Here is a 14,003-nt window from a genome sequence, read left to right as displayed (position 1 = left end):
GCCGAAACACCGGCGGTCACGGTGGCCTCGACGTCGTAGGCGCTACAGACCGATCTTGCCGGTGCCGGCGCTGGCCATGACGACCGACTTCACGTCGTTCGGGTTGGTGAGGGTGTAGCTGTAGTAGGTGCTCGGCTCCTGCACGGTGCCGCCGGCGTCACCCGGCTCGCTGCTGCCGGCCAGCACGTTGTCCCGGGCGATCATCCGGCCACGCTGTCCGGAGTAGCTGATCGACCACGGCTCCTCGACGTCCTCGAAGTAGTTGCCCTCGACGACGCAGCCGGAGTTGAGCTGGCAGGCCACCCCGACATCGGTGTTGTAGACGAAGTAGTTGTTGAACACGTGCACCGGGTCGCCGAACCGGACCCGCGGGTTGCGCTGCGGCGTACGGTCGAACCAGTTGTTGTGGTACGTCACCTTGAGCTGGCCGATGTCCTGCGCCCCGTTGCTGTCGTCGTGGCCGAGCAGCATCGTCTTGGTGTGGTGGTGGACGTGGTTCCACGAGATGGTCACGTAGCTCGACCCGCGCTTGACGTCGATGAGACCGTCGTAGCCCTGGGCCAGGTCGTTGTGGTCGATCCAGACGTGGTGGCTGAACATCTGGACGTTGATCGCGTCGTCGACGGTGTTCCGGAAGTTCAGGTTCCGGATGATCACGTTGTGTACGGCGTTCGCCGGCCGGGTGGTGATGTCGCTGACCGGCAGGCCGATGTTGAAGCCGCCGCCGGTGATGCCCGAGCCGGCCCCGACCCCGACGATGGTCTTGTCCGAGGTCACGTCGTGCATCGGGCCGGGCAGGGCGATCATTCCGTCGACCCGGATGTTGAGCGGGCCCGGGGTGGCGATGGCGGTGAGCAGCTCCGCCGCGGTGTCGACGGTCACCGTCGGGCCGCCCGCGCCGCCGGTGGTGCCGTTCTGCCCGAGGGCGTTGACCGAGGCGAAGCCGACCGGCGGCGCCATCGGGTCGAGCGGCGGGCCGGTGGGCGGCAGGGTGGGTCCGGTGGTGGGGCCACCGGTCGGGGGCGCGCCGGTCTCGGTGTCGACGGCGACGTCGTCGAACGACGCGCTGGCGTACGAGGTGGCCAGGCCGACCCGGCCACTGGCGAAGGCGCTGTCGGTGGCCTCGACGGCGAGGTTGCCGTTGACGTACCCGCGCAGCGAGTTGCCGACGGCCTCCAGCCGCAGCGTCGCCCAGTTTCCGACGGTCGGGCCGCCGGCACCGCTGGCCAGCGCGACGGGAGCGCCGCCGGACCGCTTGAGCAACTGCACCGCGCCGCCGCTGGTGACCACGAGGGCGTAGTAGTTGCTGCTGCTCTGCGCCCGGGCGACCACTCCGACGTGGCGGTTCGCGCCGTTGAACCCGGTGGGCTTGACCCGGGCCTGCACGCCGTAGTCGGTCCAGGTGGCGGAGCCGACCAGGGTACGGGCGTCGCTGCTGGTGCCGGACTGGCGGTTGACGAGCGAGCCGTCGGTGACGACCGACCAGCTTCCGCCCGACTTCGACCAGCCGTTCGAGTTGCCGTCCTCGAAGTCGTCGGAGAACAGGCTGTCCGCGAAGGCGTACGGGGTGCCGAATGCCAGGACGGCGGCGGTCAGGGTTCCGGCGGTGGCTGCCGCGACGGGCAGCCGCCACCGGGATCGGTGGGGGACGGGAGTCTTGTCCATGGTTGGGCCTCCCTGGGTGTGGTGGGGTGGCCGCCCGGCGGCCGGCCGGGAACCGGCCGCCGGGCGGACGATGGCCAACCGTGCCGGCCGCGGATGCGAGGACGCGGCCGGGCACGGCTGGCGGCTTGCGGGTCCGGCGGGACGGCCGGACCGACCGGTACTCAGACCGGCAGCTTGCCGGCCCCGGCGAGCAGCGTGGTCGCGAGCGGGACCAGCGGTGCGGGCAGCACCGGGCCGTGGCGCAGGGTGGGCGTCCAGCCCGCGTCGGAGCCGAGGGCGACCTCGTTCGCCGCGTTGTACGCCCCCAGCAGGTCGACGTGGCGGGGCAGCCGCCAGCCCTCGCGGACCCAGTTGCCCTTCTCGGTGATCGCGGTTCCGGACCAGTCGTAAATGATCTTGTCCGCGGTGACGCCCCGGTCGAGGGAGAAGTAGTTGTTCTCCGCGTAGATGGCCGACTGGACCCCGACCCCGAGGGCGTACTGGAAGTCGGCGCCGGACAGCTTGTAGTGGTTGTTGTAGACGTCGACCTGACCGAACCGCACCCGCGGCAGCCGCTGGTAGACGTTCTCGAAAACGTTGTGGTGAATCGTCACGTTGAGCTTTCCGACGTCCGGCCCGACGGTGTTCGACGAACCGATCAGCATGACCTTGTCACGGCCCGTGAAACGGTTGTAGGAAACGGTGACCAGGCTGGCGGTGTGGGTGATGTCGACCGAGCCGTCGTGCACCTGGTACGGCCGCCCGAAATACAGCGGCTGGGAACTGTCGGGGTTGTCGCCGTCGGTGAACGTGTTGTGGTCGATCCAGACGTTCTGACTGCGCCGCACCGAGATCTGGTCGTACTGCGAGTTCCAGTTTCCGGTCTCGCCGTCGGTCGGCGACCAGGCCGGGAAGCAGTCCCGGGCGTCGTCGAAGGTGATGTTGCGGATGATCACGTTGTTGGCGGTGTCGGCCATCAGGGTGAGACCGGTCAGGACCGCACCGCGCAGCCCGATGATCGTGGTGTTGGGGCCGAGGTTGATCTGGGTGTGCCGGGTCTGGTTGGTGACCGAGCGGACCCGGGCCTGCTCCAGCGCCCCGGACGGGGTGACCCGCCCCCAGGTCGCCGGGTCGTAGGCGGCTAGGTACGCCGGCAGCGAGTATTCCGGGTCGGCCAGATCGTCGCAGCTCAGCAGCTTGTCGTCGGGCCCTTCGAAACCGTCGATGACGCCCTTGATGTAGATGATCTTCGGAGTGGCGTTGGACCGGTTGGTGGCGTTGTCACCGCCGAGCGCCGCGATCAGCTCGGCCCGGGTCTGCACCACGTGCACCTGGTCGCGCGTCGCGGCGGCACCGCCGGTGGTACCCGGGCCGTACGCCGCCCAGCCGTCGTTCGCCGGCAGCGTCTGCCGGCCCGCCGGCCGGTCGATGCCGCCGCCGGCGGCCGCGACGGTGGCCGGAGCCGCCGCGAGGCAGACCCCGACCGCCGCGGCCGTCAACACCCTCGATCGCATTCGCATATTTCGCCCCTGCCTGATGTTCGCCAGTACGAAACCTCACTGGAACAAACGCTAGGTAAGTGGCTACAAATATGTCAATGCATTGGAAACGCAGATATGTTGCATTGAATCTGGGCAATACATATTCACTCGGCCACTCTCGCCGAGGTTCGTACTCTTCGGTCCGTTTTGCTACCGGACTGTTGTTCCCCAGATTTGCAATATGTTTTCCGTCACCCGCCCTGCCCGACTCCGGCCGCCCCGGCGAGTTCCGCCCGGAACGGCGGCCGGGCCCAGGCCACCCCGAGTTCGGAGAGCAGTGCCATCCGATCCCCGGCCAGCCGCAGCGCACCGTCGATGCCCTCGATCACCCGTACCCGTGCCGGCCCCGCACCGACCGACACCGCGTCGACCAGGGTCGGCTCCGGCGCGGTCCCGATCGCCTCGACCACGGCGGTGAACGCCTCCGTCGCGGCCAGCGGCGCGATCAACGGCACCCCCGCCGGGTCGGCGCGATGGGCCAACAGGTTCTCCAGCAACCCGACCCGGCCCGGCACCTCCCGCGCGACCCGCTCACCCGGCAGCCTGAGCCGGTCGGTCGGATACTCCAGCACCGCCCGACCGGCCGTACCGTGCACGATCACCTCGCCCGGGATGAAATCCTCCCCGGCCAGCGTCACCGCGACCACCACCGGCGGGCCGCCGTCCAGCGTCACCCGCATCGTGGCCGTGTCGTCCACCTCGATCGGCCGGGTCCGGTAGCGCTCCACATCGACCGACACCGGGCGGCCCGACGCGCACCCACCGGCGATCACCAGCGACTGCATCACCGCGTGGGCCAGCGGGTTGGCCAGGGCTCCGTCGAGCACCGGCCGGCCGTCGACGGACCGCCGGCCGGCCCACGACGAGCGGGCGTAGTAGGCGTCGTCGCGGCGCCACGACGCGACCGCCGCCACGCCGGTGACCGTACCCAGGGCACCGGAGCCGACCGCCTGCCGCAACTCGGTCAGCGCCGCCGACCCGAGCGCCTGGAACCCGACCTGGCAGGTCCGCCCGGCCGCCGCCAGCGCGTCGGCGAGCGTGGCGTGCTCGGCCAGCGTCAGCACCGGCGGCTTCTCCAGCAGCAGGTCGGCGCCGGCCGCCACGCAGTCCAGCGCGATCGGCAGGTGGGTGTGCGCGGGCGTGCAGATCACCACCACGTCGGGCCGGGCGACGCGCAGCATCTCCCGGTGGTCGGTGAACACCCCGACCCCCTCGGGTACGGGCGCGTCCGGCGCCGCCTCCACCGGCCGTACGTCGACCAGCGCGACGAGCCGGAGCCGGCCGGACTCGTGCAACGGGGCCAGCGCCCGGCGGTGCCACAGCCCGTGGCCGCTCGCCCCGATCAGGGCGACCGTCGGTGTCGTCACCGTTCCTCCTCCATCTCACTCCACCGCGGCAGCGGCCCGCTCCCGCTCCACCGCGCGGCGGCGGGACCCGGTCCCGCCGCCCGGCGGTCGTACGGTCAGGTCGCCCCGGCCAGCGTCGCCTCGACGCCGTGCCGGTCCAGCGCGGTCAACCAGTCCACGATCAGTTCACGAACCACATCGTCGTCGGCGAGCCCGGACGGGAACACCTCGGTCAGGCCGAGCAGCGCGGTGACCACACCGGCCGGGGTCCCGTCGCTGTCGGCGAGCGCGGCACCGATCATCGGCGCCAGCGGGTCGTCGAGCGGCAGCGCCGAACCGTCGTCGGCGCGACCCTGCGCGAACCGCATCCAGGCGGCGACCACCAGGGCCGCCCAGCGCGGGCTCGCCCCGACCGCCCGGCGGTCGAGGATCGTGTGCAGCACCCGCTGCGGAAGCTTCTGCGACCCGTCCATCGCCACCTGTACGGTGCGGTGGCAGATGACCGGGTTGGCGAACCGCTCCAGCACCGTCTCGCCGTACTCGACCACCGAGACGCCGTCCGGCGGCGTGAAACTGTTCGCCACGTCCTCGGCGACCAGCCGGCGCAGCACCCGCGTCAGGTGCGGGATCCGCAGCGCGTCGGCGATCGTCTCCCGCCCGGCGAGCGCGCCCAGATAGGCGGTCGCCGAGTGCAGGCCGTTCAGGGTCCGCAGCTTCAGCCGCTCCCAGCCGCCGGCGTCGTCGGTGAGCACCACGCCCGCCCGTTCCCACGCCGGCCGGCCGGCCGGGAACCGGTCCTCGATCACCCACTGCCGGTACGGCTCACCGGCCACCGCCATCAGGTCGGCGACCCCGAGCGCCCGCTCCGCCGTGGCGAGGGTGTCGGAGGTACTGGCCGGGACGATCCGGTCGACCATGGTGCCGGGGAACGTCACGTTCGCGTACACCCAGTCGACGGCCTTGGCGGGCGCGTCGGCGTACTCCAGCGCCTGGGTCACCAGCCCGGCCAGCCGCCGGCCGTTGGACGGCAGGTTGTCGCAGCTCACCAGCGCGATCGGGCCGGCGTGTGCCCGCGCCCTGGCCATCAGCCCACGGACGAGCAGTCCGGGTACGGTCACCGGCGGCCGGTCGCTGGTGAGGTCGGCGGCCACGGCCGGGTCGGGCCGCAGCACGCCGGTGGCCGGATCCAGCTGGTACGCCTTCTCGGTCACGGTCAGCGTCACCACCCGGATCGCCGGATCGGCGAGCAGCGCGACGATGGCGGCCGGGTCCCCGGCGGCGTGCCGTACGCCGGCGAACGCGCCGATCACGTTGGTGCCGGTCCCGGCGGCCGACATCGTCGTGACGCTGAACAGGTTGTCCTGCTCGGTGAGCCGGCGCACGGTGTCGAGGCTGCGCGGGGCCACCGCGACGATGCCCCAGTCGCCGCCGGCCGCGGCGATCGCCGCCTCGGTGTAGACCGCCTGGTGGGCCCGGTGGAAGGCACCGAGCCCGAGGTGCACGATGCCGGCGGACACCTCGCCGGGGCGTACCAGCGGGCGGCTCTCGGCGGGCAGGTGACGGAGTGTGTCGAGCCGCAGCCGCCCGCCCGGGGCCGGGTCGGGCAGGCTGCCGGTCGCCGCGCCGGGCTGGCTGGTTATCGCCACGCCGGGCCGTCCGGGAAGGAGAACTCGGCGATCGAGGCGGGCCGCATCGTGCTGCTGTAGCCGGGCTGTTCGGGCACCAGGTAGCGACCGTCCCGGGTGCGTACCGGGTCGACGAAGTGCTCGTGCAGGTGGTCGACGTACTCGACCATCCGGCCCTCCAGCGAGGTGCCGACCCGCAGGTAGTCGAAGATCGCCAGGTGCTGGACGTACTCGCAGAGGCCGACGCCGCCGGAGTGCGGGCAGATCGGCACCCCGAACTTGGCCGCCATCAGGATCTCGGCGAGCACCTCGTTGACCCCGGCGACCCGGCAGGCGTCGATCTGCATGACGCCGATCGCCTCGGCCTGCAGCAGCTGCTTGAAGATCACCCGGTTGGCCGCGACCTCGCCGGTGGCCACCCGGATCGGCGCCACGGCGCGGGCGATCCGGGCGTGGCCGAGCACGTCGTCGGCGTGCGTCGGCTCCTCGATCCAGTACGGGTCGACCTCGGCGAGCCGGGCCATGTTGGCGATCGCCTCGTCGACGTCCCACACCTGGTTGGCGTCCATCATCAGCAACGCGTCCGGGCCGATCTCCTCGCGGATGATCCGGGCCCGCCGTACGTCGTCTTCGATCGGCCCGCCGACCTTCATCTTCATCGCCCGCCAACCCTCGGCGTACGCCTGCCGGGTCAACGCCCGGACCTTGTCGTCGGGGTAACCGAGCCACCCGACCGAGGTGGTGTACGACGGGAACCCGTCCCGCTCGATGCCGGCGAGCCGCTCCTCCCAGCCGGTCAGGCCCTTGTCGAGGATGGCCCGCGCGTCGTCGGGGGTCAGCGCGTCGGTGATGTGCCGGAAGTCGATGTTGGCGACCAGTTCCTCGGTCGGCATCTCGGCGAGCAGCCGCCACAGCGGCTTGCCCTCCAGCTTGGCCCGCAGGTCCCACACGGCGTTGACCAGCGCGCCGGCCGACATGTGGATGACGCCCTTCTCCGGGCCGAGCCAGCGCAGCTGCACGTCGGCGGTGAGCGACCGCCAGAACGTCACCGGCTCGGCGAAGATCTCGCCGACCGTACGCCCCACGACGTGGTGCGACAGGGCCCGGATGGCCGCACAGGTGATCTCGTTGCCCCGGCCGTTGGTGAACGTGAACCCGGCGCCGAAGACCCCGTCCGGGGCGTCGGTGCGCAGTTCGACGTAGGTCGCCGAGTAGTCACCGCGGTTGATCGCGTCCGAGCCGTCGCCGGCCGCCGCGGTGGGAAACCGCACGTCGTGTACGTCGACGCCGGTGATGGTGACCGTGCCGCTCATAACCTCTCCCCGATCTTGAAGATCTTCTTCGGCAGCCGGTACGCCAGGTCGACGATGGTCTCGGCCGCCTCGGAAAGCGGCAGCCGTTCCTCGGCGACGAGCCGGGCGAGGAAGCCCGCGTCGATGCGGCGGGCCACGTCGTGGCGTACCGGGATGGAACAGAACGCCCGGGTGTCGTCGACGAACCCGGCCGTGTTGTAGAAGCCCGCGGTCTCGGTGACCGACTCGCGGAAGCGGCGCAGCACCTCCGGCGAGTCCAGGAACCACCACGGGGCACCCAGGTAGAGGGCGGCGTAGCCACCGGCCAGCGGGGCGAGTTCGCGGCTGAAGGTGTACTCGTCCAGGGTGTAGACGACCACCCGCAGCCGCGGGTCGTTGCCGTACGCGTCGAGCAGCGGGGTGAGCGCGTGCAGGTACTCCGTCGCCTGCGGGATGTCGCCGCCGACGTCGCGCCCGTGCGTCTCGTACAGCCAGCGGTTGTGGTTGCGGACCGATCCCGGGTGCAGCTGCATCACCAGTCCGTCCTCGATGGACATCCGGGCGAACTCCAGCAGCATGTGGGCGCGGAAGGCCTCGGCGTCGGCCGCGTCGGCCGTACCGCGCAGGCCCCGCTCGAAGAGTGCGGTCGCCTCGGCCTCGGACAGGGCCAGGGTCAGCGCGGTCGGGTGGCCGTGGTCGGACGAGGTGGCCCCGGCGGCGATGAACGCCTGCCGGCGGTCGCGCAGGGCGGCGAGGTAGCCGCGGTAGGTGCCGGTGTCGGCTCCGGTGATCTCACCGAGCCGGGCGACGTTGTCGGCCCAGCCCTCGAAGTCCATGTCGACCACGTTGTCGGGACGGAACGTGGTGATCACCCGGCCGCCCGGGCCGCCCCAGCCGTCGGCGGCGAGCTTGGCGTGCCGGCCCAGGTCGTCCAGCGGCGACTCGGTGGTGGCCAGCACCTCGATGTTGAAGCGTTCGAAAAGCGCCCGGGGCCGGAACTCGGGTTCGGCGAGCCGGGCGGCGATGGTGTCGTACACCTCGTCGGCGGTCTGCGGGCTCAGGGCGGTCTCGACGCCGAAGACCTCGGCGAAGGTCCGCTCCAGCCACAGCCGGGAGGGGGTGCCACGGAAGAGGTGCCAGTGCGCGGCGAACCGCCGCCAGATGGTGCGGCCGTCGGTCTCCACCGGCCGGCCGTCGACGGTCGGTACGCCCAGCTCGGCCGGCGGGACCCCCTGGCTGAGCAGCATCCGGGTGACGTAGTGGTCCGGCACGATGATCAGCCGGGCCGGGTCGGGGAACGGCGCGTCGTCGGCGAGGATCAGCGGGTCGACATGCCCGTGCGGGGAGATGATCGGCTGGTCCTTGGCCAGCGCGTACAGCTCCCGGGCGAGGGCCCGCTGGGTGGGCTCGGCCGGGAAAAGGATGTCGGATCTGGGTGTCGGCGACACGTTGCGGTCTCCTCGCAAGTGCATGGTCGGGATCAGGTCACGGGGCGGCCGGGTCGGCCGGCCGGCAGTCAGGTCACGGGGCGCGGCCGGCCGGCACTCAGGTCACGGACAGCAGGTCGGCGACCCGCACCGGCTGCCCGGTTTCGAAGGAGCGGTTCGCGGCCAGGCCGGTGAGCAGGGCGAGGGCCCCGTCACGGGCGGTGGCGCCCCGGGTCATCGGGTCGGCCGCGCCGCCGAAGAGCACCCCGGTCATCCGGGCGTCGGCGCCGCCGTGGCCCTCGCGGCGGTAGCCGGGCACCGGCACCTCCCGGGGCCTGGTCCAGAACGGCCGTACGGTCAGGCTGACCGCGCCGGACTCGGCGGCGGCCTCGGTGCCGTGCAACGCGGCACCCTTGAGCGCGCCGGCACTCTGCGGGCTGACGTGGTCGCTCTCCACGACCTCGAGTTCCAGGCGGCCGCGGCTGCCGTTGAACATCACCCGGTAGCCCTCCCAGGGCGCGTACGCGGTGAGGTGGTAGGTCAGGGTCGCGCCGGTGGAGTAGCGGGTGAGGACCGCCATGTCGTCCTCGATCGTCACGCCGGGCGCGAAGACGTTGCGGTCGCGGTGGTAGCCGTCCTCGGTCTCGGCGTCGAGGTAGAGCGCGCGCAGCCGGGGGTGCTGCGCGAGGTGCATCGCGAACGGGTCGTCGGTGGCCGCCGGTGAGCCGTGCACCCGGTCGTAGTCGCGGGCGTAGCCGTGCCGGTGCCCGGCGTCGGAGCCGTAGAAGAACAACCGCCCGGCGGCGTAGACCTCGACCGGCACCGCGTCCAGCCACCAGTTGACCAGGTCGAAGTGATGGCTGGCCTTGTGCACCATCAGCCCGCCGGAGTTGGCCTTGTCGCGGTGCCAGCGGCGGAAGTAGTCCGCGCCGTGCCGTACGTCGAGCAGCCACTCGAAGTGGACCGAGCCGATCTCACCGATCTCGCCGGCGGCGATGATTTCGCGCACCTTCTCGTGCAACGGGTTGTAGCGGTAGTTGAAGGCGACCGCCACCGAGCCGCCGGTCGCCTCCACTGCGTCGAGGATCCGCTGGCAGCGGGTCACGTCGACGGTCATCGGCTTCTCGGTGATCACCCGGCAGCCGGCCCGCAGCGCGCCGACGATGTATTCGTCGTGGGTGCTGTCGACGCTGGTCACGAGCACGGTGTCGACGCGTTCCTTGTCCAGCATGGCGCCGAAGTCGGCCGCCCGGTACGTCGGCACGGCCGGTGCGGCCAGCTCGCGCAGCCAGGCGTTGTGGGCGTCCATCCGGGTCTGGTTGACGTCGGCCAGCGCGACCAGTTCGGCGGTCGCGCCGTGGTCGAGGACCAGGGAGCGGACGAACATCTCCGCCCGCGCACCAGCTCCGACCAGGGCGTAACGCTGCCGTCGACCGGGTTCGCCTGACATTCCGCACCGCCTCCGTAACTGCAAACGTTTGCAGCAGAAATAACCACGTAACCCAAGGATCGTCAACGCTCGACAGCAAAGTCGCCCTGATTGTCCTAGTTAGCTACTGTTCACGACGGCGATCGGGAACCTCGCCGCAATGATCCGGTAATCCAGGCGTTGACACCCGAGCAACCGTTTGCATTAATTGGCGCACCGAAGTGACGACAGCCACAGTGCGAAAGGGATTCACGTGCCTGCCACCATTCGGGACGTAGCCCGGGCCTGCGGGGTGCACATCTCCACCGTCTCCCGCACGTTCTCGGCCCCGCACCTGGTCAACCCGGAGACCCGTGGTCGCGTGTTGGCCTGCGCCGAGCACCTCGGTTACCGCCCCAACAAAGCCGCCCGTGCACTGATCACCGGCCGTACCCACAACATCGGCCTGATGGTCGCCGACATCGCCAACCCGTTCTTCCCGCCCCTGATCAAGGCGGCGGAGAGCCAGGCCCGACACCGGGACTACCACATCTTCGTGACCGACACGAACGAAGACCCGTCGGTCGAGGAGGAACTGGTCCACGCGCTCGCCAAGCAGGTCGACGGGGTCCTGCTGTGCAGCCCCCGGATGAGCAACAGCCTGATCGAGCAACTCAGCCGGGAGGTGCCGCTCGTCGTCATCAACCGGCAGGTCACCGGCCTACCCGCGGTCGTGATGGACGTCGGTCAAGGCGCCCGCCTGGCCATCGAACACCTGACCGGCCTCGGCCACCGCGAGATCGCCCTGCTCAGCGGTCCGCGCGGCTCGTGGACCAGTCGTGAGATCCGCCGCGCGGCCGGCGCGGCGGCCCGTGCCGCCGACGCCACCCTCACGGTGCTCGGCCCCAACCCACCAACCGAAGACGGCGGTCAGAGCATGGCGGACCAGGTCCGCCGCGCCGAGGTCACCGCCGTACTGGCCTACAACGACCTGATGGCGATCGGCCTCATCGAGGGGCTCGACGCGCTCGGGATCGGGGTGCCGAAAGACATCAGCGTGGTCGGCATCGACGACATCTCGCTGAGCCGGCTCACCCGCCCCAAATTGACGACGGTGGCCACCCCAACCGCGGCCGCCGGCCGGACGGCCGTCGACATGCTGCTACAGCACGGAGACGACCGTCGCACCACCGCACAGGTAACGCTGCAGACCGAACTGGTCATTCGCGACTCAACGAGCCCGGGCCCGCATTGCCCTGCGGGCCCGGGCAGCACGGCGACAGCCGCCCTCGAAGGAGTCGCCTCCTAACGCCAAGGAGTGAGCGCAAATGCACCCCGCTTCATCCCCGACGGCGGACGCCCCGCGCGACCACCGTACCCCTTTCCGTCGTGGCCGTAGGCTACGTGCCCTGGTCGCGGCGGTCGTCGCACTGCCCCTGGTCCTCGGCGCCGCGGCCTGCGGTGGCGAGGACAACGAAGCGAGCACCGACCCCAACGCCCCGGTCGAACTGTCGATCTTCTGGTGGGGCGGTGAGGCACGCGCCAACCTCACCGAGCAGGCGCTCGCCCTCTACACCCAGAAGCACCCCAACGTCACCTTCAAGAAGACCTGGCAGGCCAACCAGGGCTACTTCGACAAGCTCGCCACCCTCACCGCCGGCGGCGACGCCCCCGACATCTTCCAGATCGACGACAACTTCCTGACCGAGTACGCGTCGCGCAACACCACGCTCGACCTGACCTCGTACAAGGACGACAACAAGCTCGACGTCACCAAGTTCCCGGAGAGCCTCTGGCAGTACGGCGTCGTCGACGGCAAGCTCGCCGGTATCGCCTCCGGCGAGAACACCCAGGGCCTGGTCTACAACAAGACGCTGCTGCAGAAGCACAACCTGCCCGAGCCGACCACCGGCATGAGCTGGGAAGACTTCATCACCTGGGCCGAGCAGGTCAGCAAGACCACCGGAACCCCCGGGACCATGGACCCGAGCGCCGACTACAAGGCGTTCTGGGTGTGGCTGCGCCAGCAGGGCAAGGACCTCTACAAGGGCAAGGACCTCGGCTTCGACGAGTCCGACGTGACCCGCTGGTTCGAGCTGTGGAAGGGCGCCCGCGACCGCGGTGCCACCCCGACCGCCGACGTGATCCACGAGGGCAACGCCACCGACATCACCAAGCAGCTCGTCGTCACCGGCAAGGCCGCCACCTCGTTCGTGTGGGTCAACCAGCTGCCGGAGCTGAAGAAGAACACCAAGGACGAACTCGGCGTCATGGCCTACCCCGGCGACCCGAGCGCGCAGTGGGCCCGGGCCTCGATGTACTGGTCGGTCTTCCGCGGCACCAAGCACAAGGATGTCGCGGTCGACGTACTCAACTTCCTGTCCAACGACCCCGAAGCCGGCAAGATCCTCGGCACCGACCGGGGCCTGCCGTCCAACCTCGACGTACGCAAGACCGTCAGCGACGCCGTCACCGACCAGGCCATGAAGACCTCGATCCAGGTCGAGACCGACCTGGCCACGAAGTTCGGCCCGTCCCCGCAGGTGCCACTCAAGGGCCACAGCAAGGTCCGGGCCGAGCTGATCAAGTCGGCCGAGGAGGCCCAGTACGGCCGGCAGACGCCGGCCCAGGCCGCCGCCGCGTTCCTGACCGCCTGCAAGTCCGCGATCGTATAGCCCGTCACGAGATCGGAGAGGAGTCGACTCGTGGCGTTGACCACGGCGCCCCAACCGACCTCGCGCACCAAGGACCCGGTCCGGACCTCCGCTAAGCGGGGGTCCGGACGGGTCCGACGGCGCGAAGGTCTGGCCGGGTACGTCTTCCTGTCGCCCTGGCTCATCGGACTGATGGCCATCACGGCGATCCCCATGCTGCTTTCGCTCTACCTCAGCTTCACCAACTACGACATCCTCAGCAGTTGGTCCGAACTCGAATGGGTCGGCTTCGCCAACTACGAGCGGATGTTCACCGCCGACCCGTCGTACTGGCACGCCGTACAGGTGACGCTGTCGTTCGCCCTGATCGCCGTACCGCTCAAGCTGGCCGCGGCCCTCGCCGTCGCCCTGCTGCTCAACCGCGCCTGGCGCGGCGTCGGGCTGTTCCGCGGCCTGTTCTACCTGCCGTCGCTGCTCGGCGGCAGCGTCGCGCTGGCCATCGTCTGGGTCAACATGTTCAACCGCGAAGGGGCGTTCAACTCGTTCCTGAGCATCTTCGGCATCGAGGGCAAGCCCTGGGTCAACGACCCCGACTGGGCCCTGGAAACCCTCATGGTGCTGGCCATCTGGCAGTTCGGCGCCCCGATGGTGATCTTCCTGGCCGGCCTCAAGCAGGTGCCGACCGAACTCTACGAAGCCGCCTCCGTCGACGGCGCCGGGCCGGTACGCCAGTTCCTCAACATCACCCTGCCGATGCTGTCACCGGTCATCTTCTTCAACCTGGTGCTGGAGACGATCAACGGGTTCCAGGGCTTCACCGCCGCGTTCGTACTCAGCAACGGCACCGGCGGCCCGGTCGACTCCACACTGATGTACACGCTGAACCTATACATAACCGGCTTCACCGAGCTGGAGATGGGCTACGCGTCCGCCATGGCCTGGGTCTTCCTGCTCGCCATCGCCGCCATCACGATCGTGCTCTTCAGCACCGGGCGGTTCTGGGTGCACTACTCGGACGGGGAGGACCGCTGATGGTCACCCAGACACCGGCAGTCGCCGCCACCCG

10 protein-coding genes are annotated in these 14,003 nt (G+C 70.4%); 3 read left to right on the top strand and 7 right to left on the bottom strand.

Features of this window, described 5'->3' with window-relative positions:
* Positions 1–42 precede the first annotated feature (42 nt).
* The 7 genes from AB0I42_RS08525 to AB0I42_RS08495 form a co-directional block, all read right to left on the bottom strand.
* A complete protein-coding gene (locus AB0I42_RS08525) occupies positions 43–1,665 on the bottom strand; it encodes a family 16 glycoside hydrolase (protein WP_357535416.1) in 1,623 nt (540 codons plus the stop codon).
* Positions 1,666–1,826: 161 nt separating this feature from the next.
* Positions 1,827–3,146, bottom strand: a complete 1,320-nt coding sequence (locus AB0I42_RS08520; RefSeq protein ID WP_357535414.1) for a pectate lyase — start codon at positions 3,144–3,146, stop codon at positions 1,827–1,829.
* Between the two features lie 230 nt (positions 3,147–3,376).
* Positions 3,377–4,552, bottom strand: coding sequence for a Gfo/Idh/MocA family oxidoreductase (locus tag AB0I42_RS08515; RefSeq protein ID WP_357535413.1), 1,176 nt, complete (start codon positions 4,550–4,552; stop codon positions 3,377–3,379).
* A 95-nt stretch (positions 4,553–4,647) separates the two neighbouring features.
* Positions 4,648–6,138 (bottom strand): mannitol dehydrogenase family protein, encoded by a 1,491-nt coding sequence (locus tag AB0I42_RS08510; RefSeq protein WP_357535672.1) that lies wholly within the window; start codon positions 6,136–6,138, stop codon positions 4,648–4,650.
* A 29-nt stretch (positions 6,139–6,167) separates the two neighbouring features.
* Positions 6,168–7,469: an enolase C-terminal domain-like protein gene (locus AB0I42_RS08505; protein ID WP_357535411.1), complete on the bottom strand. Its 1,302-nt coding sequence runs from the start codon at positions 7,467–7,469 to the stop codon at positions 6,168–6,170.
* Positions 7,466–8,896 carry a glucuronate isomerase gene (gene uxaC, locus AB0I42_RS08500; protein WP_357535409.1) on the bottom strand — a complete coding sequence of 477 codons (1,431 nt, stop codon included), beginning with the start codon at positions 8,894–8,896 and terminating at the stop codon, positions 7,466–7,468. Before uxaC ends, AB0I42_RS08505 begins: the two co-directional genes overlap by 4 nt.
* Before the next feature lie 97 nt (positions 8,897–8,993).
* Complete coding sequence (locus AB0I42_RS08495; protein ID WP_357535407.1) at positions 8,994–10,325, bottom strand: Gfo/Idh/MocA family oxidoreductase; 1,332 nt, start codon at positions 10,323–10,325, stop codon at positions 8,994–8,996.
* Positions 10,326–10,557: 232 nt separating this feature from the next.
* Here AB0I42_RS08495 and AB0I42_RS08490 point away from each other — a divergent pair, with 232 nt between their 5' ends.
* The 3 genes from AB0I42_RS08490 to AB0I42_RS08480 are packed head-to-tail and all read left to right on the top strand — an operon-like array spanning position 10,558 to position 13,969.
* Positions 10,558–11,592, top strand: coding sequence for a LacI family DNA-binding transcriptional regulator (locus tag AB0I42_RS08490; RefSeq protein ID WP_357535405.1), 1,035 nt, complete (start codon positions 10,558–10,560; stop codon positions 11,590–11,592).
* A gap of 19 nt (positions 11,593–11,611) precedes the next feature.
* Positions 11,612–12,958 (top strand): extracellular solute-binding protein, encoded by a 1,347-nt coding sequence (locus tag AB0I42_RS08485; protein ID WP_357535403.1) that lies wholly within the window; start codon positions 11,612–11,614, stop codon positions 12,956–12,958.
* A gap of 30 nt (positions 12,959–12,988) precedes the next feature.
* Positions 12,989–13,969, top strand: a complete 981-nt coding sequence (locus AB0I42_RS08480) for a sugar ABC transporter permease (protein WP_357535402.1) — start codon at positions 12,989–12,991, stop codon at positions 13,967–13,969.
* The last annotated feature ends 34 nt before the right edge of the window (positions 13,970–14,003 follow it).

Origin of the sequence: Polymorphospora sp. NPDC050346 (genome assembly GCF_040655695.1) — a bacterium.
Taxonomy (GTDB): Bacteria; Actinomycetota; Actinomycetes; order Mycobacteriales; family Micromonosporaceae; genus Polymorphospora; species Polymorphospora lycopeni.
This window is presented reverse-complemented; position numbering and strand designations above follow the sequence as displayed.

Bases quoted from the DNA above. Each gene is read 5' to 3' on its own strand.
- AB0I42_RS08525 (WP_357535416.1), bottom strand. From the start codon at position 1,665: ATGGACAAGACTCCCGTCCCCCACCGATCCCGGTGGCGGCTGCCCGTC.
- AB0I42_RS08505 (WP_357535411.1), bottom strand. From the start codon at position 7,469: ATGAGCGGCACGGTCACCATCACCGGCGTCGACGTACACGACGTGCGG.
- AB0I42_RS08495 (WP_357535407.1), bottom strand. From the start codon at position 10,325: ATGTCAGGCGAACCCGGTCGACGGCAGCGTTACGCCCTGGTCGGAGCT.
- AB0I42_RS08485 (WP_357535403.1), top strand. From the start codon at position 11,612: ATGCACCCCGCTTCATCCCCGACGGCGGACGCCCCGCGCGACCACCGT.